This is a genomic window from Stappia sp. G46H5W, assembly GCF_058448995.1.
The window spans coordinates 250,737-272,880 of sequence record NZ_JBZFLL010000003.1; the positions used below are offsets into that span (position 1 = coordinate 250,737).

The following is a 22,144-nucleotide window of genomic DNA, read 5'->3' on the forward strand; positions in this document are numbered from 1 at the left end:
GCATCCCGGTTGAAAGGCAAATTAAATCGATTTAAACGTCGTGCCGGAACAGGCCCTGCCTGCCGGTCCAACAGGATCGCCGGTCATCCGAAGTGAGCCATCAGGATCACTCCCGCCGGACAGACCGCAACCGAAAGGACGGAAACCGCCATGAGCCTTCATCCCACCATCGCCGCCGTGACCGAGCGCATTGTCGAGCGCAGCCGAACCAGTCGCGGCCAGTATCTGGACCGCATCCGCCTTGCTGCCGAAAACGGCCCGCGCCGCTCGACGCTCTCCTGCGGCAACCTTGCCCACGGCTTTGCGGCCTGCGGGGTAACCGACAAGGAGCGGTTGGCCGGCGACGTGGTGCCGAACCTCGGCATCATCACCGCCTATAACGACATGCTGTCGGCGCACCAGCCCTACGAGCGCTTTCCCGGCCTGATCCGCGATGCGGCGCGCGAGGTCGGTGCTGTCGCCCAGGTCGCCGCCGGCGTGCCGGCCATGTGCGATGGCATCACCCAGGGCCAGAGCGGCATGGAGCTGTCGCTGTTTTCCCGCGACGTGATCGCCATGTCGACCGCCATCGGCCTGTCGCACCAGATGTTCGACGCCGCCGTCTTCCTCGGCATCTGCGACAAGATCGTTCCGGGCCTTATGATCGGGGCGCTGTCCTTTGGCCATCTGCCCGCCGTGTTCGTCCCCGCCGGTCCGATGCCCTCGGGCCTACCCAACGATGAGAAGGCCAAGACCCGCCAGCTCTATGCGGAAGGCAAGATCGGCCGCGCCGAACTGCTGGAGGCCGAGAGCAAGTCCTACCACTCGCCGGGCACCTGCACCTTCTACGGCACCGCCAATTCCAACCAGATGCTGATGGAGATCATGGGCCTGCACCTGCCGGGCGCCAGCTTCGTCCATCCCAACACGCCGCTGCGCGATGCGCTGACCCGCGAGGCGGCAAAGCGCGCGCTGGCACTCACCGCCCTCGGCAATGCCTATACGCCGGTCGGCGAGATGATCGACGAGCGCGCCATCGTCAACGGCGTCGTCGGCCTGCATGCCACCGGCGGCTCCACCAACCACACCCTGCATCTGGTCGCCATCGCCGCCACCGCCGGCATCCGCCTCACCTGGGACGACATTTCGGACCTCTCCGACGTGGTGCCGCTGATCGCCCGCATCTATCCGAACGGGCTTGCGGACGTGAACCACTTCCAGGCAGCCGGCGGCATGGGTTACCTGATCGGCGAACTGCTCGAAGCAGGCCTGCTGCATCGCGACGTGCGCACCGTCAACGGTACCGGGCTGGACTCCTATACGAGCGAGGCACGCCTCACCGGGGAAGGCGGCGTCGCCTGGGTGCCGGCAACCCGCGAAAGCGGCGATCCGAAGGTCCTGTCGACGGCGAGCGAGCCGTTCCAGAAGAACGGCGGCCTCACGGTCCTTGAGGGCAATCTCGGCCGCGCCGTGATCAAGGTTTCCGCCGTCGCGCCGGAGCGGCAAATCGTGGAGGCTCCGGCCCGCGTCTTCGCCTCGCAGGAAGCCCTGCAGGCCGCCTTCAAGGCGGGAGAGCTCACCTCGGACTTCATCGCCGTCCTGCCTTTCCAGGGGCCGCGCGCCTGCGGCATGCCGGAACTGCACAAGCTGACGCCGGCGCTCGGCGTGCTGCAGGATCGCGGCATCAAGGTCGCGCTGGTCACCGACGGGCGTATGTCGGGCGCCTCCGGCAAGGTCCCGGCCGCAATCCATGTCACGCCGGAAGCTGTCGACGGCGGCCCCATCTCCCGCATCCGCGACGGAGACCTCCTGCGCGTCGACGCCCCTGCGGGCCGGCTCGAGGTGCTGGTCGATGCGGCGGAGTTCGCTGCGCGCACGCCCTCGACCGCCGACCTTTCGGCCCACCAGCACGGCGTTGGCCGGGACCTTTTCGCCGCCTTCCGCGCCTTCGCCGGTCCCGCCGACCAGGGCGCCCACGTATTCGGCAACAGCGGCTTTGCCGCGTGATGCCCCTTCACGGAGACTGACCTTATGGCCACAAGCCAGAACACCGAACGCCTCGACCGGATCATGCAGGCAGCCCCGGTCATTCCGGTGCTGATCGTGGAAGACCCCGCCAAGGCTGTGCCGATGGCCCGCGCGCTGGTGCGCGGCGGCCTTCCGGCCATCGAGATCACGCTGCGCACGCCGAAGGCGCTTGAGGCGATCCGCGCCGTCGCCGCCGAGGTGGAAGGCGCCTTCGTCGGGGCAGGCACCGTTCTCGATGCCGCGCAGTATCAGGCTGCTGTGGAGGCCGGCGCCACCTTCGTCGTGTCGCCCGGTGCGACCGACCGGCTGCTGGCGGCCGCATCCGACCACGACGTGCCGCTGCTGCCGGGCAGCTCCACCGCCTCGGAAGTGATGAAGCTGCTGGAGGCCGGCTACTCGCGCCTGAAGCTGTTCCCGGCCGAGGCTGTCGGCGGCGCCAATCTGCTCAAGTCGCTTGCCTCGCCGCTGCCGGCCGCGCGCTTCTGCCCGACCGGCGGTATCACCGAGAAGACCGCCCCTACCTATCTCGGTCTGCCGAATGTCGTGTGCGTCGGTGGCTCATGGATCGCCGGGCCGGATGCGGTAGCCGCCGAGGATTGGGACGGCATCGAGGCCCGTGCACGCCAGGCGGCACAGCTGTCGGCCTGACCCGCGGCCCCGCACGAGAAAGGGAGCAGGCCTTGGCAGAAAATAATCTTGCCGCTGGCCTGTCCTCGCCCTTGAAGGGGATTTTTGCCGTTCCCATCTGCTTCTGGCTGCGGACCCACTCGTCCGCACTCCATGAGGCATCCATCCATGTCACAGTCGCAGGATACCGCCACCCCGGCGGTTGCAGCCCGGACGAAAGTCCGTCCGGGCCTGACCTTCTTCATTGTCGTCGTCTCTGCAACGCTGCTCTTTGCCGCCGAAATCTGGGCAATGACCCTCGGCTTCCTTTGGGCCTTCATCGGCATCATGTCGCTCAGCTCGGTCAGCGCCATCGTCCTCTCCGCGCTGGTCCTGCCGCTCGCCGCCTTCGCCACCTGGCGCCTGGCCGTCCTCGCCGTTCGCGGCGAGCTGGACTTGCTCCCTGTCTCTTCCGATCGCCAAGTGCGAGGATCGACAACCCGGACCGGGTAAGCGCGTTCCTCCAAGGAACGCTTGCCGGCGGCGCGCGTGTGCCGGCCGGCGAGCCCGGATGCCCTGCCCCGGTTCTCAAGACCTGGGCCTTGCCATGGCTTCGAGGGACGGATGCGTCCAGCGAATGCCCGGATCGGAATTGTCATGCTCCTCGACATCGCCCTTGTGGGCCTCGGTCTCGTCCTGCTGTTCTTCGGCGGCGATCTTCTCGTGCGCGGCGCCGTGGCGCTGGCGGCCCGCCTCTGCGTTCCCCCGCTGCTGATCGGCTTGACCATCGTCGGCTTCGGCACCTCCATGCCCGAGCTGCTGGTCTCGCTGAACGCCGCCTTCGCCGGCCTGCCGGATATCGCCGTCGGCAACGTCGTCGGCTCGAATACGGCCAACATCCTGCTCATTCTCGGGCTTGCCGTGCTGGTCGCGCCGCTGCCAACGCGCATTCCCGGCCTCTCGCGGGACCTTGCGGTGATGCTGGCCAGCGCCGGCTTGCTGGCGGTCCTTGCCATGGATGGGCGGATCGCCGGCTGGCAGGGCCTGCTGCTCCTGACGCTGCTCGCCGCCTATCTCGTCTACGGCGCCATCCGCGGCCGCTCGCAGGGCGCGGAAGAGCCCGACACCGGTTCCTCGCTGAAGCTCTGGCAGATGCTCGGCTTCCTTGCAGCCGGTCTTGCCGCCCTCGTCTTCGGGGCGGACTTCCTGGTCGATGGAGCGACCAGCCTGGCGCGCGGCGTGGGCGTTTCGGACGCGGTGATCGGCCTGACCATCGTCGCGGTGGGCACCAGCCTGCCGGAGCTCGCCACCTCGGTCGTTGCTGCCATGAAGCGCCAGCCGGAAATCGCCGTCGGCAACGTCGTCGGGTCGAACATTTTCAACATTCTCGGTATCTTGGGCGTGACCGCCGCCATCTCCCCTGTCCCCGTGGCCCCGCAAATGGTGGCCTTCGACATCCCGGTGATGCTTGCGGTCTCCCTTGCCATCGCGGCACTGCTGACAGTCGTGCACCGCGTGCCCCGATGGGCAGGCCTGGCCCTTCTTGCCGTCTATGCCTGGTATTGCGTCGTGCTGTTCGTCTGACGCACTGTCTGGTCCTGGCGGCACCGCCCAACCCATGAGGAGGAGTACAGCCATGACCGGACCTGCGTTCCCGCAAGACCTGAAGCAGAAGGCCGAGGCGTTCCGCGCCGCCGGCCTTCGCCACCTGTTCGCGCAGGACCCGGGCCGGTTCGACAGCCTTTCCTTCCGCTTCGAGGATCTGCTGCTCGATCTGTCGAAGATGCACTGGGACCGCGATACCATCGCGGCCCTGGCCGCCTTCGCCCGCGACCGGGGCATGGAAGCACGCCGCACGGCGATGTTCGCCGGCGAGGCGATCAACGCCACCGAGGCGCGCGCCGTGCTGCATGTCGCCCTGCGCAACCGGGGCGAAACTCCCGTGCTGGTGGGCGGGCGCGACGTCATGCCGAGCGTGCGCGAAACGCTGGCGCGGATGGAGGGCTTTGCCCGTGGGATTCGCTACGGGTCGATCCTCTCCGCCGCCGGACGCCCCTTCACGGACGTGGTCAATATCGGCATAGGCGGCTCGGATCTCGGCCCGGCCATGGTGACGGCCGCCCTGTCGCCCTTCGCCGACGGACCGCGCCTGCACTACGTCTCGAATGTCGACGGCGCCCATATCGCCGACACTCTGCAAGGGCTCGACCCGCGCTCGACGCTGATCATCGTCGCGTCCAAGACCTTCACCACCATCGAGACCATGACCAATGCCCGCACGGCGCGGCAGTGGATCGTCAAGGCCCTGGGGGAAGACGCCGTCGGCGCGCATTTCGCCGCCGTCTCCACCGCGCTGGAAAAGGTCGGTGCCTTCGGCATCGATCCCGCCCGCATCTTCGGTTTCTGGGACTGGGTCGGCGGGCGCTATTCGGTCTGGTCGGCCATCGGCCTGCCGGTGATGATCGCCGTCGGGCCCGAGGATTTCGCCGCCTTTCTGGAGGGCGCCCATGCGCTCGACCGGCATTTCCTGGAAGCCGAGGCGACGCAAAACCTGCCGGTCCTGCTGGGACTTGCCGGGATCTGGCACCGCAACTTCTGCGGCTTTCCCGCCCGCGCCATCCTTCCCTACGACCAGCGCCTTGCGCGTCTGCCCGCCTATCTCCAGCAGCTCGATATGGAATCGAACGGCAAGCGCGTGACGCTAGCCGGCGCACCCGTCGACTGCGCCACCGGGCCGCTCGTCTGGGGCGAGCCGGGCACCAACGGCCAGCACGCTTTCTACCAGCTGCTGCACCAGGGCACGGACGTGATCCCTTGCGAGTTCATCGTCGCGGCAACCGGGCACGAGCCGGAGCTTGCCCATCATCACGCCCTGCTGGTCGCCAACTGCCTCGCGCAGTCGGAAGCCTTGATGAACGGGCGCACGCGCGAGGAAGCCGAGGCACTGCTTGCAAGCGAAGGAAAGTCGGTGGCGGAGGTCGCCCGCCTTGCCCCGCACAAGGTGTTCCCCGGCAACCGGCCCTCGCTAACAATCGTCCACGACCGCTTGACGCCTCGTGCGCTCGGCCGCCTCATCGCCCTTTACGAACATCGCGTGTTCGTGGAAGGCGCGATCTGGAACATCAACTCCTTCGACCAGTGGGGCGTGGAGCTCGGCAAGGTGCTCGCCAACGAGCTGCTGCCCATGCTCGACGGCCGCGAACCGGCCCAGGGCCGCGACAGCTCGACCCTCGGACTGCTTGCCCACCTGCGAAGCCGTTGATATCGGAGCGTTAACCGCCTCTTCGGCAAGAACGTCAAACGATGATCTGCGTCACAGCTTCGCCTTAGCGTGCCGCTAGACTGGGGTCGGTTTTGGTGCTCAGATAGGAGCCAACGCAGGAATGACTCTCCGTCTCCCTGCCGCGGCGCCTGCCGGGAGGCGACATTCGCCGGAACCATGTGGACACGTGAGGAGTTATAGGATGGTCAGGATTGTTCTTGTGGGCGCGGCTGCGCTTCTGCTGGCAGCGTGCCAGTCCGACAGCCAGCGCGACCGTACGCTTGTCGGCGGTGGCCTTGGCGCCGCGACAGGTGCGGTGATCGGTGCGGCGGCGACCGGTGATGTCGGCGGCGCGCTCGTCGGTGGCGTCATCGGCGGTGTGGGCGGTGCCATGGTCGGTTCGGCCACGACACCGAAGAACTGCGTCGCGCGTGATCGCTACGGCCGCCGCTATCGGGTTGCCTGCCCGTAAGGGTCGAAACTCGCCTGCCCGAGAGGGACATGCCTGACCGCCGCAACGGAAGCTCCGGCCACCCGTTGCGGTGGAGCATGCGTTTCGTCGAAGCGCAGATCGGCCAACCAATCGGAGGCGAATTTCATGCATAAACTCGTGATCGTTTCGGCGACCGCCCTGCTTCTTGCCGCTTGTCAGTCCGACAGCCAGTCCGACCGTGCTCTCGTCGGCGGCGGTCTCGGTGCTGCCACCGGCGCAGCCATCGGCGCTGCGACGACCGGCGATGTCGGCGGCGCGCTCGTCGGCGGTGCGATCGGCGCAGCCGGCGGTGCAGTGGTCGGTGCGGCCACCACGCCGAAGAACTGTGTCGAATACGACCGCTACGGCCGCGCCTACCGGGTAGCCTGCCGGTAAGCGAAAGCCATCCTTCACAGGCAAAACAGCCGGCCAGGACACCCTGGCCGGCTGTTTTCGTTTGAGCTCAGGAAACCCTGGAGCCGAGATCAGGCGGCGGCGGCCGCCGCCTTGCCCAGCGCCTTGGCCGGCGCGACATAGTCGTAGCCGAGCGCGGTCGCGACCGCCTCACAGGTCACCTGCCCGGCATGCACGTTGAGGCCGTTCATCAGGTGCGGATTGTCCGCCAGAGCCTTGCGATAGCCGTTGTTGGCCAGCGCCAGGGTGAAGGGCAGCGTCGCGTTGTTGAGCGCATAGGTCGAGGTGCGCGGCACCGCGCCCGGCATGTTGGCAACGCAGTAGTGCACGACATCGTCGACCACATAGGTCGGCTCAGCATGCGTCGTCGCATGCGAGGTCTCGAAACAGCCGCCCTGGTCGATGGCGACATCCACGAGCACCGAGCCGGCCTTCATGCGGCGCACGTGGTCCGCCGTGACCAGCTTGGGCGCCGCCGCACCCGGCACCAGCACCGCGCCGATCACCAGATCCGCCTCCAGCACATACTGCTCCACCGCCGAGCGGGTGGAGTAGACCGTGCGCAGCGCAGCGCCGAACCGGGCCGACAGGTTGCCCAGCACATCGATGGAGCGGTCGAGAACCGTCACATCGGCACCGAGGCCCAGCGCCATGGTGATGGCATGAGCACCGACGACACCGCCGCCGATCACCACCACCTTGGCCGGCGCCACGCCCGGCACGCCGCCGAGCAGAACGCCGGCGCCGCCATGGGCGCGCTCCAGCGCGGTCGCGCCCGCCTGCACCGAAAGCCGTCCCGCCACCTGCGACATCGGCGACAGCAGCGGCAGTCCGCCGCGCGCATCCGTGACCGTCTCGTAGGCAATGCAGGTCGCGCCCGACCTGACGAGATCGGCCGTCTGCGGCGCATCCGGCGCCAGATGCAGATAGGTGAAGAGCAGATGATCCGGCCGCAGCATCGCCCGCTCGGAAGCCTGCGGCTCCTTGACCTTGACGATCATGGTGGAGGCTTCGAACACCTCGGCCGGAGTGGCGGCGATCGAAGCGCCGGCCGCCTCGTAGACGGAATCGTCCGCGCCGATGCCCTGCCCGGCGCCGGTCTCGACCAGCACCTCATGGCCGTTGGCCACCAGTTCCCGGACGCTGTCCGGGGTCAGGCCGACGCGATACTCGTGGTTCTTGATTTCCTTGGGGACACCGACGCGCATTTCGAACCTCCTCCGTACTCGACCGCCATGCGGTCGGGATAATCGAAGACGTTACGGCAAAACGCGTCGAATTTGCTTGCGTTGTCACCCTTCCCTTCACAATCTACGCAATATCCAGGCGCAGAAACGACAAGTTATGAAACAATATTCGAAGGAAACCGCGAGACTGGACCGGATCGACCGTCACATCCTGTCCCTGCTGCAGGTGGACGGGCGCATTGCCAATGCCGATCTTGCCGAAGCGGTCGGCCTGTCGGCCTCGGCCTGCCTGCGCCGGGTCCGCATGCTGGAGGACAGCGGCGTCATCGACCGTTACGTCGCCCTGCTGGACCAAGCCCGCATCGGCAGGCGGATGAACATCTTCGTCGAGATTTCCCTGACCTCGCAGTCGAACGACGTGCTGACCCGCTTCGAGCAGGCGGTCGCCCGTTCGCCGGAGATCATGGAGTGCCATCTGATGGCGGGCGACGCCGATTACCTGCTACGCATCACCGCTGCCGATCCCATCGACTTCGAACGCATCCACCGCGATCACCTCGCCCGCCTGCCGGGCGTCTCGCGGATGCGCTCGTCCTTCGCGATCCGCACCATCGCCCGCAGCACCGCCTATCCCCTGCCGGACGAAGACGACCGCTGAACCGGAACGGTCCCGCACGCGGATTTCCCGAGCGCCCTGTCACTACTGCCTAAAAGGTCGGCAGTCGACTTTATGGAACCCTGTCTAATTTACTGATAGACTGGGTTCGTGTTCCGGAAATTTCGCGAGCTATCGCCTTGGCAGCCCAGCTATGAGAGCAGAAGCGGTTTCTGCAAGCGGATCCGACTTGACGCTGATGATCGTGGACGATGATCCCGACGATCTCTGGATGTTCGGGCACCTGTTCATGCGCGCCTGTCCGGAGCCTGGAGAGCTGTCGCTGATCGCAGCCGCCGACGGCGCCGACGCACTTGCACAGATCGAGCAGGCCCTTGCCACCAGCGCGCCGCTTCCCGATGCCATTCTCCTCGACATGAACATGCCGGGCCTGACCGGCCTCGATGTTCTGGCCGCCCTGCGGCAGAAGTCCTGCCTCGATGCGACCCCGATCATCATCCTGTCCACGGCAGAAGACGCGGCGACGAGCGAACGCGCCCTTGCCGCCGGCGCCGATGCGGTTTTCACCAAGCCGGACTCCATGGACTGCATCGCCCGCCTTGCCGCCGGCATCTTGCGCACCGTGCTTGCGCGGCGCAATCCCCGGCCCCACTGCAACAAGGCGCGGGCCTGAACCCATCACCTCCTCATCCGGTTGCACCTGCCCTGCGCAAGGTGCTTGATCACGTGCGCCTGTCGTCCGACAACGGAGACCCGTTTCCCAGTCTCAGGAGCACCCCGTGGCCCATGCAATTTCCCGCCTCAGCAACACCCGCTGCGAGCTTGCCGAAGGCCCGACCTGGGACGAGCGCCTGCAGCGCCTCTACTGGTGCGACATCCTCGGCAAGCGCATCCATGCGCTCGACTGGCAGAGCCGCGAGGAACAGCACTGGGAGATGCCCGATGTCGTCGGCTCTCTCGGGCTGACGGAGGACGAGGACCGGCTGGTCGTCGCCCTGCGCGACCGGGTGGTGCTCTTCACCCTGTCCACCGGCGCCATGGAGCTTCTGGCAGAGATCGAGACGGACGATGCCCGCACCCGCCTCAACGACGGCAAGGTAGGGCCGGACGGCGCCTTCTATGTCGGCACCATGGACGACCGCCCCGACCGCCAGCCCATCGGCGCGCTCTACCGGGTGGCCCGCACGGGCGGCGCGAAACGCCTTGTCGACGGCGTCACCGTTTCCAACGGCCTTGCCTGGTCGCCCGAGGGAACCGTGCTCTATCATGCGGACAGCCGGCCGGGGCATATCGAGGCTTGGGATTTCGACGCGGCGACCGGCGCGATCTCCGCCCGGCGCCTTTTCGCGCAGCTGACCAACGAGACCGGGCGCCCCGATGGCGGCACGGTGGATGCGGAAGGGCGCTACTGGTCAGCGGGCGTTTCCGCCGGCCTGCTCAACTGCTTTGCGCCCGACGGCACACTTATCGAGGCGATTGCCATGCCGGTGCCGCGCCCGACCATGCCCTGTTTCTGTGGTCCCACGCTGGATGAATTGGTGGTGACGAGCCTGCGCCCGCACAATGCTCCGGACCTGCTCTCCGAGTTCCCGGATTCGGGCCGCCTGTTCGTCCTGAAGACCGGGGCAACCGGCCTGCCGGCCTCGCGCTTCCGCCTCTAGCCGGAGCGCGGCGTCAGCCCTCGGTGCCGCGCGCCAGATCCCGCGGCAGGACCGGTAGCGCCTCGTCCGGCGCGTTCTGCCCCCAGGTCGGGCGCAGCGCATGGTCGACGGCGATCCGCTCGTCGAAGACGAAACAGTCGCCCCGCCACAGGCTTTCTTCCTGCGGCACCTTTTCCAGATAGTTCAGGATGCCGCCTTCCAGGTGGTAGACCTCCTCGAAGCCTTCCGAGAGCAGCAACGCGCTCGCCTTCTCGCAGCGGATGCCGCCGGTGCAGAACATCGCCACCTTGCGCGGAGCGCAGGCCTCCTCGCGTTGCTGGCGCAGCCATTCGGGGAAGGCGCGGAACGAGCGGGTATCGGGCGAGTTCGCCCCCTCGAACGTCCCGAAGGCAACCTCGTAGTCGTTGCGCGTGTCGATGACGAGAACGTCCGGGTCGCTGATGAGATCGTTCCAGTCCTGCGGCGCCACATAGGTGCCGACCTCCCGGGTCGGATCGATCCCCTCGACGCCGAGACTGACGATCTCCCGCTTCAGCCGCACCTTGAGGCGGGCGAAGGGAATGCGATCGGCCCAGGAGGCCTTCTCCTCAAGAGCTGCAAGACGAGGGTCGGCCCTCAGCCAGGCGAGCACCTGCATAATTCCCGCCTCGGGCCCCGCGATGGTTCCGTTGACGCCCTCGCTGGCCAGCAGGATCGACCCGCGCACGCCGGCCGACCCGGCAACATCCAGCAGCGGCTGGCGCAGGGCCTCGTAGTCCGGCAGAGGCGCAAAGTGATAGAAGGCGGAAATGCGGATGTCGGTCATGGCTGCGTCGGGGCTCGTCGGCGAAGGTCTCGGCCTGCCGAGCCTTCTACACTCGCCGCTTCCTCGCTGGCAACATGCTGGCCCAGCGCTAGAACGGCAGCCTTTCGCCGTCATGGGAGAGGAAGGCGCCGCTGTCCTCGCGCCCTGCGGCATCGATCACCGCGAGCAACCGGCCGGCGGCTTCGTCCGGCGTGCGAACGGTGAGCCCGGCGCGGGCGAAGGGGCGCGACAGTCCCGTATCCACCGTGCCTGGATGCAGCGCCAGCAGCAGCAGCTCCGGCTGCCGGCGGGCAAGCTCGATCGACGCGGTGCGAACGATCTGGTTGAGAGCTGCCTTCGACGCGCGGTAGCTGATCCATCCGCCGAGCCGGTTGTCGCCGATGCTGCCGACCTTCGCCGAAAGCGTTGCGAACACGCTCTTGCCCTCGCGCGGAAACAGCGGCGCAAAATGCTTGATCATCAGCGCCGGACCGATGGCGTTGATGCGAAACGCGCGCTCCATGGCCGCCGGGTCGATCTGGCGCAGCGCCTTTTCCGGCTGCATCCGCGCGTCGCTCAAAAGGCCGGTGGCATCGATGAACAGCCGCAGCTCTCCGGCCGCAGAGATCCGAGCAGCCGCAGCGGCAATGCTCTCCTCGTCCTCAAGATCGAAGCCTGGGGCCAGGCTGCGCGCCAGCCCCTCCACCTGGTCGAAGCGGCTGCACGCCTCGATCCGCCGCAGCAGGGCCGAACCGATGCCGCCGGTCGCGCCGGCAACCACCGCAAGCCCGCCCTGGGTGAAACTGGTGAGATCGATTGTCATGCCGAAACATACGCGCAGGCATCGCCGGCGGTTTTGTGGAAACTCGAGCAGTTAACGAAACGTTAGCCTGGCAGGAAGGGCTTGTTCACAGGCAGGTTGGCAAGCGGCGCCCCTCCATGCCACAGTCTGCCCCGTCGCCGGCTGGACCGGCGCAACGCGAAGTCCGGCAAGACGAAACGACGCCACCGTCCAGCAGGGAAACCCCACGATGCCTCGACGTTTCTTCGTCCTCGACGTCTTCACCAACCAGGCGCTTGCCGGCAATCCGCTGGCCGTCGTGCTGGATGCGGAAGGCCTGTCGGACGCGCGCATGCAGGCGATAGCGCGCGAGTTCAATCTGTCGGAGACCGTCTTCGTCCTTCCGCCGGAAAATCCCGCCCATTCGGCGCGCCTGCGCATCTTCACCCCTGCCCGCGAGTTGCCCTTCGCCGGGCACCCGACCGTCGGCACCGCCATCCTGCTGGCCAAGGAACGGTTCGGCGACATGGATTCAGACGCCGACCGCAATGCCATGGTCGTTCTGGAGGAGACAGTCGGCAACGTGCGCTGCGGCGTGGTCCTGAAAAACGGCGCGGCCGGCTTTGCCGAGTTCGACATTCCCCGCCTGCCCCGCCCCTGCGACCCGCTGGGCGACAGGGAGATCATCGCCGCCGCCGTCGGCCTGGAGCCTAACGAGATCGGCTTCGAGAACCACCGCCCCTGCGCCTTCGAGGCCGGCGTGCCCTTCGCCTTCGTGCCGGTGGCCACTCTCGATGCCCTGTCGCGCGTGTCTCCCGTGCATCGTCACTGGGAGGAAGCCTTCGGCCGCCGCGGCGAAATGGGCGCCTATCTCTATTGCCGGCAGACCAATTCCCAGGACAGCACCTTCGCCGCCCGCATGTTCGCCCCGCACATGGGTATCGGCGAGGATCCCGCCACGGGCGCGGCCGCGGCCGCGTTTTCCGGCGTCATCCGGCATTTCGACAAGCTGACCGACGGAACCCATTACCTGCGGATCGAGCAGGGCTTCGACATGGGCCGCCCCTCGCTCATCGATCTGGAAATCGACATCACCGCCGGCGCGCTGAAAGCCGTGCGCATCGGCGGCCAGGCCGTCATCGTCTCGCAGGGCGAGCTGTTTCTCTGACACGCTGTCCCGGCGGCGCGCCCGGCGCTCTCGCTCAAGGTGCCGCCGCGGCGCCCAAATGAGGAACGGGCCGCGGCACGCCGCAGCCCGTTCCCGGTTCACCCGACCGCACGTTTACTGCGCCGTGCCCGGGGGATTGGCCGGATCGACCACGGCCGGCTGGCCTGCTCCCATCTCCTTCTGGGCGCGGATCGCGTCTTCCTCTTGGCGCTTCTGCACCAGGGTGACGAAGTCGGGCGCCGTCTCCAGGTCCTCCGCCGTAGCGGCAAGGATCAGTTGATGCTCGCCGGGCGTCACCGTCACGTGCTGCACTGCCTCATAGGGCACGGCCACCTGCCGCGCGCCCATGCCCAGGAAGCCACCGGCCTCGATCACCACCGAGACGACCTGGCCGTCCGGCCCGATCTCGAGCGCGGCAACCTTGCCGAGGGTCTCGCCTTCCGGATTGGTGACGCCGAGGCCGATCAGGCTGCTGGTCAGCCAGTTGCCGTCCTGCTGTTCGCCGATGAAGCTGGCGGTTGCTGCGGCATCGCCGGGCATGGCGGCCGGGGCCTCGGCCCGCGGCATCTCGGTGTCCGGCGTCTTGGTGTCCGGCGCCTCGTCGGCCGGCATCGCCGCCCCCGGAAGCGTTTCCTCCACCAAAGGCTCGTCGACCTGCGGCTCCGTCGCCGACTGGGCCCAAACCGGCCCCACCGACAGGATTGCAAGCGTTGCGGTCGTCGCAAGAAGCGTCTTCATCATCGACTCCCTTGTCGCGTCTCTCGCCCGCAACGCCGGGATGGCGCCGGGGCTGGACAGTCGGACTAATTTGGGAATCGATCGTGATCTTTTTCCGGCCCTTCGCTTTTCGGGCAAGATCCATGAAAACAATCATTTAATATTTTTGAAAAACAGCCCCATACAACAGGATCCTGGCAAGAGGATGACTGTTTTCACCGAGCAGGAGGACCGTAAAGCCACTGCACACCGGAAATGTCCGCGGCCTGAAGACCTTGGAAAATTTCACTATACTTGAAATGCATGATCGACAGCCCCTTCAGGTGATGATCAAGGCCGATCGCATGGCCGATCTCATGCGCGAAGGTGTAGCGCAGGTCATAGGCGGCAAGGTTTCCGTCGAAACCGATCTTCCAGTCATGCCCCGGGTTGAGGCAGATGGCCGAGCGGGTGATCGGCGCGATCCGCGCAGCGACCGGCGCCGTCCGCACGCCCTTTCCCGTTCCTGCGACAGGCAGGTTCAGCCCTCGCCCGTCGGAGCCGCCGGCCTCCATGAGGCCGGGCGCATCCTCATGGGCAAAATCCACGTTGGTGAAGGCAAAGCCACGGGGCATCGTCTGGGCGCCGAGCAGAATATCCGCGCTGTCTCCGTCCGCGGCCTCCTCGAAGACCAGACCGCTCACTTCGCTCCACATGCGAAACGCGGCGACCGCTTCCGCGCGGACCGCCTCGCTCGTTTCGCCGGAGGCTTCCGCCAGATGATCGAGGCTCTGCATCTCCCGGCAGTTGCGCGCATCGGGACGGCTGACCGGTCCGCTGGCGAAGGCATAGGTCACCCGTGCCGGCGTGCCCACGCGCGGCTCGCCCCACTTGAGGATCGATCCCTCGAGCCGAAGCGGCGTGAACAGGCGTGCCAGCGGCAGACGTGCCTTGGTGCGAGCCGGCGGCTGCAGCGTCCTTGCACCGACGGCTGGGGCCTGGGGGCCGGCGGCCAGGACAACCGGAGCCGGCAATGCCAAAGCGGCTGCAAACACCAGCGCACGAAGGGAGGAGGAGATCGTCGCGCGGGTCAAAGCGAGCCGGGCCCGTAAACCGGAGTTCCACCGAAGATCATGCAGCGGGTCCTCGCTGTCGCTGGCCGGCTGTGCGCCGGGCATCATCCAGTGCCGGATGTCGGGACCCTCACTCTGCAGGCCGCGGGCCTGACGCAAACACCCTTGCGCCGAACCCCGCTTTTTTCCCGAAGCACCCCGTAACACCCTAGTTAGGATTACCAGCCTGCTTCGGATTCCCCTGCGTCGGCAAGGGGTGCAAGCTTCCCGTGAGGGATCGTCCGTCTGGCGTGTCTTTTCTGCAACGCCGGCCGGGCTGTCGGGATCGCCGGGTTCTGCGCCGGATTTCCCCTTGACGCGATCCGGCATCCGCGCGAGTGTGCCCGCCGAACCGTACCGTACGGTACCAGAAATTTCCCACGCGCGGAACCCGCCCCTTCGGCGTCGCTTCGCCCGCCTCTCCAGCTCGCAGAACCTTGCCCCCGATGCCCCCCGTCCCCGACAGCGATTTCACGCCGCGCCAGAACGAGGTCCTCGCCTCGGCCCTGCGTCTTGTCGTCGATGGCGGCGAGAAGGCGCTGACCACCTCGGCGGTGGCGCGTGCGGCGAACTGCTCGAAGGAAAGCCTCTATCGCTGGTTCGGCGACCGCGACGGTTTGCTGGCGGCCATCGTCGCGCACCAGGCCGCCAAGGTCCGCGTGCCGAGCGAGAGCGCGGGCGCCCTCGACCTTGCCGAATTCCGCGGCCGCCTTGCGACCTTCGCCGAGGATCTGCTGACGGTGCTGGCCGGCGACACCTCGCTGGCGCTCAACCGGATCGCCATCGCCCATGCCAGCCGGCACGGCGCCCCGCTCGGCCGCCTGCTGCTGGAGCGCGGCCGCGAGCGCATCGCCACCCGCGCCCGCACCCTGCTGGAGGCGGGCCGCGACCAGGGGCACATCGACTTCCAGGACGCGACGGAGGCCTACCGCACGCTTTACGGCCTCATCGTGCGCGATGCCCATGGCCGCTGGCTGCTCGGCCAGCCTCCGCTCGGCGAGGATGCCGACTTCGCCGGTCAGGCGCTCCGCGCCGTCGACCAGTTCATCACCCTTCATCCGCCGCTTCCGCGCGACAGCGCACGGTCGGGACGGAGCTGACCCCGGCCGGGAAAGTTTCCCGGTCCAACCCAAAACGCCAAACGGGAGATACCAGATGCGCGTTTATTATGATCGCGATGCCGACCTCAACCTCATCAAGTCCAAGAAGGTCGCCGTCATCGGCTATGGCAGCCAGGGCCGCGCCCATGCGCTGAACCTCAAGGATTCCGGCGTCAAGGACATCGTCGTGGCCCTGCGCCCCGGCTCCACCACCGCCAAGAAGGTCGAGGCCGACGGCCTTAAGGTCATGAGCGTCGCCGAGGCGGCCGGCTGGGCCGACCTGATGATGATGGCAACCCCGGACGAGCTCCAGGCCGACATCTACCGCGACCACATCGCCGACAACATCCGTGACGGCGCCGCCATTGCCTTCGCGCACGGCCTGAACGTCCATTTCGGCCTGATCGAGGCCAAGTCGACCGTCGACGTCCTCATGGTCGCTCCGAAGGGCCCGGGCCACACCGTCCGCGGCGAGTACGAGAAGGGCGGCGGCGTGCCGTGCCTCGTCGCCGTTCATCAGGACGCTTCGGGCAACGCCCTGGACCTCGGCCTGGCCTATGCCTGCGGCGTCGGCGGCGGCCGTTCGGGCATCATCGAGACCACCTTCAAGGAAGAGTGCGAGACCGACCTGTTCGGCGAGCAGGCAGTCCTGTGCGGCGGTCTGGTCGAGCTGATCCGCGCTGGCTTCGAGACGCTGGTTGAGGCCGGCTACGCTCCGGAGATGGCCTATTTCGAGTGCCTCCACGAGGTGAAGCTCATCGTCGACCTCATCTACGAGGGCGGCATCGCCAACATGAACTACTCCATCTCGAACACCGCCGAGTGGGGTGAGTACATGTCCGGTCCGCGCGTCGTGACCTCGGAGACCAAGGCCGAGATGAAGCGCATCCTGACCGACATCCAGACCGGCAAGTTCACCTCGGAGTGGATGCAGGAATGCAAGGGCGGCCAGGCCCGCTTCAAGGCGACCCGTCGCCTCAACGATTCCCACCAGATCGAGGAAGTCGGCGAGAAGCTGCGCGGCATGATGCCGTGGATCAAGAAGGGCGCCCTGGTCGACAAGGAGCGCAACTGATCCCATACGCTTCCGGCCCCGCCGGAGCGAAACGGAGACGGCCCGCACCCGCGGGCCGTTTTCATTTGCGGGCGACGGCGCTACTAGAGGCGTTGACAACACCCGCCAGGAGCCAGAGATGACCGCATCCGCAAGACCCGAGATCGTGCTGATCGCCGCCGTCGGCGAGAACGACGTCATCGGCTCGGATGGCGACATGCCCTGGAAACTCTCCACCGACCTGAAGCGCTTCAAGCGCCTCACCCTCGGCCATCCGGTCGTGATGGGCCGCAAGACCTTCGAGTCCATCGGCCGCCCGCTGCCCGGTCGCCGCAACATCGTCGTCACCCGCGATGCGGGCTGGGCGCATGAGGGCGTCGCGCGCGCCGGCTCGCTCGACGAGGCGTTTGCGCTTGCCGGCGAGACCGCTGGCGACGCGGTGATGGTCATCGGTGGCGGCACGATCTACGCGGCTGCCCTGCCCATGGCCGACCGGCTGGAGATCACCCGCGTGCATGCCGCGCCCGCCGGCGACACGCTGTTCCCGAAGATCGACCCGCTGCGCTGGCAGGAAGTGACGCGCGAGACGCCGCCGCGCGGCGAGAAGGACACGGCCGACGTCACCTTCCTGACCTTTCGCCGCTGTACACAGGCGCCGTCGCGCTGAGACGCCTGTTTGTCGCCTCGGGCCTTTCGCCCGCCGGCCCAATTTCCTAGGATCGCTCTCCAAAGCGGAGCGGAAGCGTTTTCCTATCCTACCTCGTCCCATAGCTGGAGGTTTCCCATGGACGTACGTGCTGCAGTCGCCTTCAAGGCCGGCCAGCCGCTGTCGATCGAAACGGTGCAGGTCGAAGGCCCGCGCGCCTTCGAGGTGCTGGTCGAGATCAAGGCGACCGGCGTGTGCCACACCGATGCTTTCACCCTGTCGGGCGACGATCCGGAAGGCCTGTTCCCGGCCATTCTCGGTCATGAGGGCGCCGGCGTCGTCGTCGAGGTCGGCAAGGGCGTCACCTCGCTGAAGCCGGGCGACCACGTCATTCCGCTCTACACGCCCGAGTGCCGCGAGTGCGAGTACTGCCTCAACCCGAAGACCAACCTGTGCCAGAAGATCCGCTCCACGCAGGGCGCGGGCGTGATGCCGGACGGCTCCTCGCGCTTCTCCATCGGCGGCGAGAAGATCTTCCACTATATGGGCACCTCGACCTTCGCCAATTACACGGTGCTGCCTGAGATCGCGCTCGCCAAAGTCCGTCCCGACGCGCCTTTCGACAAGATCTGCTACATCGGCTGCGGCGTCACCACCGGCATCGGTGCGGTCATCAACACCGCCAAGGTCGAGCCGGGCTCCAATGTCGTGGTCTTCGGCCTCGGCGGCATCGGCCTGAACGTCATCCAGGGCGCCCGCCTCGTCGGCGCCAACATGATCGTCGGCGTCGACATCAACCCCGACAAGAAGGCCATGGCCGAGCGCTACGGCATGACCCACTTCGTCAACCCGCTGGAAGTCGAGGGCGACCTCGTTCCCTATCTCGTCGACCTCACCAAGGGCGGCGCGGATTATTCCTTCGAGTGCATCGGCCGCACCGACACCATGCGCCAGGCGCTGGAATGCGCCCACAAGGGTTGGGGCGAGTCGATCATCATCGGCGTCGCCGGTGCCGGACAGGAGATCTCCACCCGTCCGTTCCAACTGGTCACCGGCCGTTCCTGGCGCGGCTCGGCCTTCGGCGGCGCGCGCGGCCGGACCGACGTGCCGAAGATCGTCGACTGGTACATGGACGGCAAGATCGAGATCGACAGCATGATCACGCACACCATGCCGCTCGAGGAGATCAACAAGGCCTTCGACCTGATGCACGACGGCAAGTCGATCCGTTCCGTCGTGACGTTCTGATCAAGGCGGGCCGGAGGCACCGCCCCCGGCCCGCACCGCGCCCCGCTTGCGGGGCAAGCCGCACCTGCGGCGCAAGCAGCACGAACCGGGGGGACCGATGAGCGAGACCGAGAACATGTGGGCGGAGCCGCGCGACGGCGACACCATCGGCGGGCGCATTCGCCGCGCACGCGAGGCGGCGAATTTCTCCTCCGCCCAGCTCGCCCGGCGCCTCGGCGTCAAGACCGCGACCGTCAACGCCTGGGAGACCGGCCGGTCGGAGCCCCGCGCCAACCGGCTGACCATGCTGGCCGGCTTTCTCGGCGTCAGTCCCACCTGGCTGCTCTACGGCCTCGGCGATGCACCGGCCGAAACCCCGCTGGCGAGCGAAATGGCGCTGATCGCTTCGAGCCTCAAGCTGCTTCGCGAGACGCACGAGCGCACCGGCGAGGCACTGGACCGCCTGGAGGCACAGGTCGAGCAGATCGGCCGTCTCGTCGGCAAGGACGCGCCGGGTCCCGGCGCGTGAGCGCAGCCATGACCAGCCCCACGCTCGGCGCCCCCGCCCTTCCGGCAATAGCCGGCAGACCGCCCCTTGCCGCCCTGTGGGCGGAGATGGACGAGCTCTCGCCGCGCCAGCTCCATGCCATGCTGCGCCTGCGCGTCGATGTCTTCGTCGTCGAGCAGGCCTGCCCCTATCCGGAGATCGATGGCCGCGACCCGCAAGCCCGCCATCTGCTGGTGAGCGCGCCCGGCGAAAACGGCCCGGATGATGAGAACCTTGCCGCCTGCCTGCGCCTGCTGAGGCCGCAAGCGGCGGGCGAACCGCTGCGCATCGGCCGCATCGTCGTTGCACCGGCCTGGCGCGGCACCGGCCTTGGCGACTACCTGATGAGCGCGGCCCTTGCCGAGGCACGGCGCATCGCGCCGGGCTGCCCGCAGGTCCTGTCGGCACAGGCGCATCTGACGGCTTTCTACGCCGGCCACGGCTTCATGCCCGTATCCGAAACCTACCTGGAAGACGGGATCCCGCATGTCGACATGCTGCGCGATCCCGCCTCGCACGACACCTGACCCCCTCCCCATCACGCGAGAGCCGATGTCCATGACCCTCGACACCATTTCTTCCGCCCGCGCTTTCGGCGGCGAGCAGCGCGTCTATCGCCATGCCTCCACCGCCACCGGAACGGACATGGAATTCGCCGCCTTCCTGCCGGCCGAGGCCCTGCGCGGCGAGGCCTGCCCCACCCTCTTCTATCTCTCGGGCCTCACCTGCACCTGGGAGAACGCCACCACCAAGGCCGGCTACCAGCGTCTTGCCGCCGAGTACGGGCTGATTCTCATCGCCCCGGACACCAGCCCGCGCGGCGAGGGCGTCGCCAACGATGCCGCCTATGATCTCGGCCAGGGCGCCGGCTTCTACATCGATGCCACCCAGGCACCCTGGGCGCCGAATTTCGCGATGGAGAGCTACGTCGCGCGCGAGCTCTTCGACCTCGTCTCGGCCGAGCTGCCCGTGTGGGAAGGCGCCGTCGGCGTCACCGGCCACTCGATGGGCGGCCATGGTGCCCTGACCCTTGCCATGAAGCATCCCGACCGATTCCGCTCGGTCTCCGCCTTCGCCCCGATCGTCAACCCGCTCGACTGCCCCTGGGGCGAGAAGGCCTTCACCGCCTATCTCGGCGCGGATCGCGGGGCCTGGGCCGCCCATGACGCCTGCCATCTGGTCGAGCACACCGGCTGGTCCGGCGACATCCTGATCGACCAGGGCACCGCCGACGGCTTCCTGGAAGAGCAGCTCAAGCCCTGGAACTTCGAGCGAGCCTGCCGCAAGTCCGGCGTCGACCTCACCTTGCGCATGCAGGGCGGCTACGACCACTCCTACTATTTCATCTCCACCTTCCTCGCCGACCATGTCGCCTGGCATGCGGCGCGCCTGACCGGCTGAGGAGCGGCGCTGTGGGCGAGTACGACGTCATCGTTATCGGGGCCGGCGCAGCCGGGCTTGCCGCCGGCGAGCGTCTCGCCACCAGCGGGCTGAGCTTTGCCGTGCTGGAAGCCAAGGAGCGGGTCGGCGGACGGGCCTGGACCGATCGCCATGTCTTCGGCGGCATCCCCTTCGACCGGGGGTGCCACTGGCTGCACAGCGCCTCGCGCAATCCCTTCCGCGCAGCAGCCGACCGGCTCGGCATGCGCTACATGGTGCGCAGCACACGCCGCTCTGCCGATCTCTTCCTCGGCACGCAGAAGGCCGACGAACAGACCGCCCGCGAGGCCTGGAACGCGGTCGAAGCGGCCTTCGAGGCCGCCGCCGCCGGCCCCGGCGAGCCGGACCGGCCGGCCATTGCCGGCTGCGACACCTCCGGCCCCTGGTGGCGCCTTGCCCGTCACTGGCTGACGTTGCTGTCCGCCCTGCCGCCGGAGCGCATCTCCGCGCTCGATCTCGCCGCCTATTCAGACACTTACGAGAACTGGCCGGTTTCCGACGGCTACGGCGCGCTCGTCGCCCGCACCTCGGCGCATGTGCCCGTGCATCTAGGGGTCGAGGTCCGCAGCATAGACACACGCGACACGCCGATCCGGATCGAGACGAACCGCGGCACCTTGCGCGCCGGACATGTCATCCTCACCGTGTCCACCAATGTGATCGCCAGCGGCGCGATCCGCTTCCTCCCCGATCTGCCGGCGGAAGTGAGCGAGGCCGCCGCCGGCTGCCCGACCGGCCTCGCCGAAAAGGTCGCCTTCCTGCTGGATGCCCCGCTGGCTGAGTTCGGCGAGAACGTTTATGTCGACACGCTCGATCCCGACCGGCCGGACCGCCCGCCGGTCAACTTCGTCGCCAATCATCTCGGCTGGCCGCTGGTCGTCGGCCAGCTCTGCGGCGAAGCGGCGAAGGCGCTGGAGAGCGAGGGCGAGGCGGCGATGACAGGGTTTGCCCTGGAGGCGCTGAAGGACATGCTCGGCAACGATATCGCCCGCCGGGTGCGCGCTGCGACCGCGACCCATTGGGGCTCGGACCCGCATGTGCTCGGTGCCTACTCCTGTGCCCTGCCTGGCCATGCGGGAGCCCGGGCCGTGCTGCGACAACCGGTCGGCGAGCGGCTTTTCATCGCCGGCGAGGCCGTCTCGGAAGCGGCGTTTTCCACCGCCCACGGGGCCCGCGAGACCGGTCTTGCGGCAGCCGCGCAGGTGATTGCGGGACGGTCGTAAACCATCCTTGCGCCAATTCGTCACCGGTCGCGGCGAAACGGCTGTTTTCCGCCGTGCGCGCATTGACATCGCCCGGGCTCGTCGCCACTTCGAAAGGGTGGTGCAGGCACCGGCTTTCGTTGAAAGGCGGGGGCAATCTCC

Annotated in this window: 24 protein-coding genes; 19 read left to right on the forward strand and 5 right to left on the reverse strand. The window is 67.6% G+C overall.

The features are described from left to right. Positions 1-150: 150 nt before the first annotated feature. From edd to ACVJ6E_RS11410, 7 genes are all read left to right on the forward strand, one after another. On the forward strand, positions 151-1,986 hold the full coding sequence (gene edd / locus ACVJ6E_RS11380) for a phosphogluconate dehydratase (RefSeq protein WP_120267201.1): 1,836 nt from the start codon (positions 151-153) through the stop codon (positions 1,984-1,986). Positions 1,987-2,010: 24 nt separating this feature from the next. After that, on the forward strand, positions 2,011-2,655 hold the full coding sequence (gene eda, locus ACVJ6E_RS11385; protein WP_120267200.1) for a bifunctional 4-hydroxy-2-oxoglutarate aldolase/2-dehydro-3-deoxy-phosphogluconate aldolase: 645 nt from the start codon (positions 2,011-2,013) through the stop codon (positions 2,653-2,655). 147 nt (positions 2,656-2,802) lie between these two features. Continuing rightward, on the forward strand, positions 2,803-3,126 hold the full coding sequence (locus tag ACVJ6E_RS11390; protein WP_120267199.1) for a hypothetical protein: 324 nt from the start codon (positions 2,803-2,805) through the stop codon (positions 3,124-3,126). 144 nt (positions 3,127-3,270) lie between these two features. Continuing rightward, positions 3,271-4,197 (forward strand): calcium/sodium antiporter, encoded by a 927-nt coding sequence (locus ACVJ6E_RS11395; protein ID WP_120267198.1) that lies wholly within the window; start codon positions 3,271-3,273, stop codon positions 4,195-4,197. A 52-nt stretch (positions 4,198-4,249) separates the two neighbouring features. Further along, positions 4,250-5,875, forward strand: coding sequence for a glucose-6-phosphate isomerase (pgi, locus tag ACVJ6E_RS11400; protein ID WP_120267197.1), 1,626 nt, complete (start codon positions 4,250-4,252; stop codon positions 5,873-5,875). Between the two features lie 202 nt (positions 5,876-6,077). Further along, a complete protein-coding gene (locus ACVJ6E_RS11405) occupies positions 6,078-6,347 on the forward strand; it encodes a YMGG-like glycine zipper-containing protein (RefSeq protein WP_120267196.1) in 270 nt (89 codons plus the stop codon). A 126-nt stretch (positions 6,348-6,473) separates the two neighbouring features. After that, positions 6,474-6,743 carry a YMGG-like glycine zipper-containing protein gene (locus ACVJ6E_RS11410; RefSeq protein WP_120267195.1) on the forward strand — a complete coding sequence of 90 codons (270 nt, stop codon included), beginning with the start codon at positions 6,474-6,476 and terminating at the stop codon, positions 6,741-6,743. A gap of 89 nt (positions 6,744-6,832) precedes the next feature. Here ACVJ6E_RS11410 and ald read toward each other — a convergent pair whose 3' ends face one another. Further along, positions 6,833-7,969: an alanine dehydrogenase gene (gene ald / locus ACVJ6E_RS11415; protein ID WP_120267194.1), complete on the reverse strand. Its 1,137-nt coding sequence runs from the start codon at positions 7,967-7,969 to the stop codon at positions 6,833-6,835. A 136-nt stretch (positions 7,970-8,105) separates the two neighbouring features. On the opposite strand from ald, the gene ACVJ6E_RS11420 reads away from it, so the two are divergent. The 3 genes from ACVJ6E_RS11420 to ACVJ6E_RS11430 all read left to right on the forward strand — a co-directional run bounded on the left by ACVJ6E_RS11420 (position 8,106) and on the right by ACVJ6E_RS11430 (position 10,225). Continuing rightward, positions 8,106-8,606, forward strand: a complete 501-nt coding sequence (locus ACVJ6E_RS11420; RefSeq protein WP_120267193.1) for an Lrp/AsnC family transcriptional regulator — start codon at positions 8,106-8,108, stop codon at positions 8,604-8,606. Positions 8,607-8,802: 196 nt separating this feature from the next. Continuing rightward, positions 8,803-9,237 carry a response regulator gene (locus ACVJ6E_RS11425; protein ID WP_491676470.1) on the forward strand — a complete coding sequence of 145 codons (435 nt, stop codon included), beginning with the start codon at positions 8,803-8,805 and terminating at the stop codon, positions 9,235-9,237. 106 nt (positions 9,238-9,343) lie between these two features. Further along, complete coding sequence (locus ACVJ6E_RS11430; RefSeq protein WP_120267191.1) at positions 9,344-10,225, forward strand: SMP-30/gluconolactonase/LRE family protein; 882 nt, start codon at positions 9,344-9,346, stop codon at positions 10,223-10,225. 13 nt (positions 10,226-10,238) lie between these two features. On the opposite strand, the gene trhO is transcribed toward ACVJ6E_RS11430, so the two are convergent. Both trhO and ACVJ6E_RS11440 read right to left on the reverse strand, forming a co-directional pair. Then, positions 10,239-11,030 carry an oxygen-dependent tRNA uridine(34) hydroxylase TrhO gene (trhO, locus tag ACVJ6E_RS11435; protein ID WP_120267190.1) on the reverse strand — a complete coding sequence of 264 codons (792 nt, stop codon included), beginning with the start codon at positions 11,028-11,030 and terminating at the stop codon, positions 10,239-10,241. 88 nt (positions 11,031-11,118) lie between these two features. Beyond that, positions 11,119-11,832, reverse strand: a complete 714-nt coding sequence (locus tag ACVJ6E_RS11440; RefSeq protein ID WP_199680969.1) for an SDR family NAD(P)-dependent oxidoreductase — start codon at positions 11,830-11,832, stop codon at positions 11,119-11,121. 208 nt (positions 11,833-12,040) lie between these two features. On the opposite strand from ACVJ6E_RS11440, the gene ACVJ6E_RS11445 reads away from it, so the two are divergent. Next, the gene (locus ACVJ6E_RS11445; protein WP_120267189.1) at positions 12,041-12,958 is read left to right on the forward strand and encodes a PhzF family phenazine biosynthesis protein; all 918 of its coding nucleotides are present in this window, start codon (positions 12,041-12,043) and stop codon (positions 12,956-12,958) included. Positions 12,959-13,072: 114 nt separating this feature from the next. Here ACVJ6E_RS11445 and ACVJ6E_RS11450 read toward each other — a convergent pair whose 3' ends face one another. Next, entirely contained in the window at positions 13,073-13,696 is a 624-nt protein-coding gene (locus ACVJ6E_RS11450) for a PRC-barrel domain-containing protein (RefSeq protein ID WP_120267188.1), read from the reverse strand. 194 nt (positions 13,697-13,890) lie between these two features. Further along, complete coding sequence (locus ACVJ6E_RS11455; protein ID WP_120267187.1) at positions 13,891-15,096, reverse strand: matrixin family metalloprotease; 1,206 nt, start codon at positions 15,094-15,096, stop codon at positions 13,891-13,893. Between the two features lie 116 nt (positions 15,097-15,212). Between ACVJ6E_RS11455 and ACVJ6E_RS11460 the strand changes: the two genes are divergently transcribed. The 8 genes from ACVJ6E_RS11460 to ACVJ6E_RS11495 all read left to right on the forward strand — a co-directional run bounded on the left by ACVJ6E_RS11460 (position 15,213) and on the right by ACVJ6E_RS11495 (position 22,003). Further along, the gene (locus ACVJ6E_RS11460; RefSeq protein WP_120267186.1) at positions 15,213-15,866 is read left to right on the forward strand and encodes a TetR/AcrR family transcriptional regulator; all 654 of its coding nucleotides are present in this window, start codon (positions 15,213-15,215) and stop codon (positions 15,864-15,866) included. A gap of 55 nt (positions 15,867-15,921) precedes the next feature. Next, positions 15,922-16,941: a ketol-acid reductoisomerase gene (ilvC, locus tag ACVJ6E_RS11465; protein ID WP_120267185.1), complete on the forward strand. Its 1,020-nt coding sequence runs from the start codon at positions 15,922-15,924 to the stop codon at positions 16,939-16,941. Positions 16,942-17,059: 118 nt separating this feature from the next. Continuing rightward, on the forward strand, positions 17,060-17,587 hold the full coding sequence (locus ACVJ6E_RS11470; protein ID WP_120267184.1) for a dihydrofolate reductase: 528 nt from the start codon (positions 17,060-17,062) through the stop codon (positions 17,585-17,587). Between the two features lie 117 nt (positions 17,588-17,704). Then, entirely contained in the window at positions 17,705-18,814 is a 1,110-nt protein-coding gene (locus tag ACVJ6E_RS11475) for an S-(hydroxymethyl)glutathione dehydrogenase/class III alcohol dehydrogenase (RefSeq protein WP_120267183.1), read from the forward strand. A gap of 97 nt (positions 18,815-18,911) precedes the next feature. Continuing rightward, complete coding sequence (locus ACVJ6E_RS11480; protein ID WP_120267182.1) at positions 18,912-19,322, forward strand: helix-turn-helix domain-containing protein; 411 nt, start codon at positions 18,912-18,914, stop codon at positions 19,320-19,322. A gap of 8 nt (positions 19,323-19,330) precedes the next feature. Beyond that, positions 19,331-19,867 carry a GNAT family N-acetyltransferase gene (locus ACVJ6E_RS11485; protein WP_120267181.1) on the forward strand — a complete coding sequence of 179 codons (537 nt, stop codon included), beginning with the start codon at positions 19,331-19,333 and terminating at the stop codon, positions 19,865-19,867. Positions 19,868-19,898: 31 nt separating this feature from the next. After that, on the forward strand, positions 19,899-20,741 hold the full coding sequence (gene fghA / locus ACVJ6E_RS11490; protein WP_120267180.1) for an S-formylglutathione hydrolase: 843 nt from the start codon (positions 19,899-19,901) through the stop codon (positions 20,739-20,741). An 11-nt stretch (positions 20,742-20,752) separates the two neighbouring features. Next, positions 20,753-22,003 carry an NAD(P)/FAD-dependent oxidoreductase gene (locus ACVJ6E_RS11495; RefSeq protein ID WP_120267179.1) on the forward strand — a complete coding sequence of 417 codons (1,251 nt, stop codon included), beginning with the start codon at positions 20,753-20,755 and terminating at the stop codon, positions 22,001-22,003. Positions 22,004-22,144 lie beyond the last annotated feature (141 nt).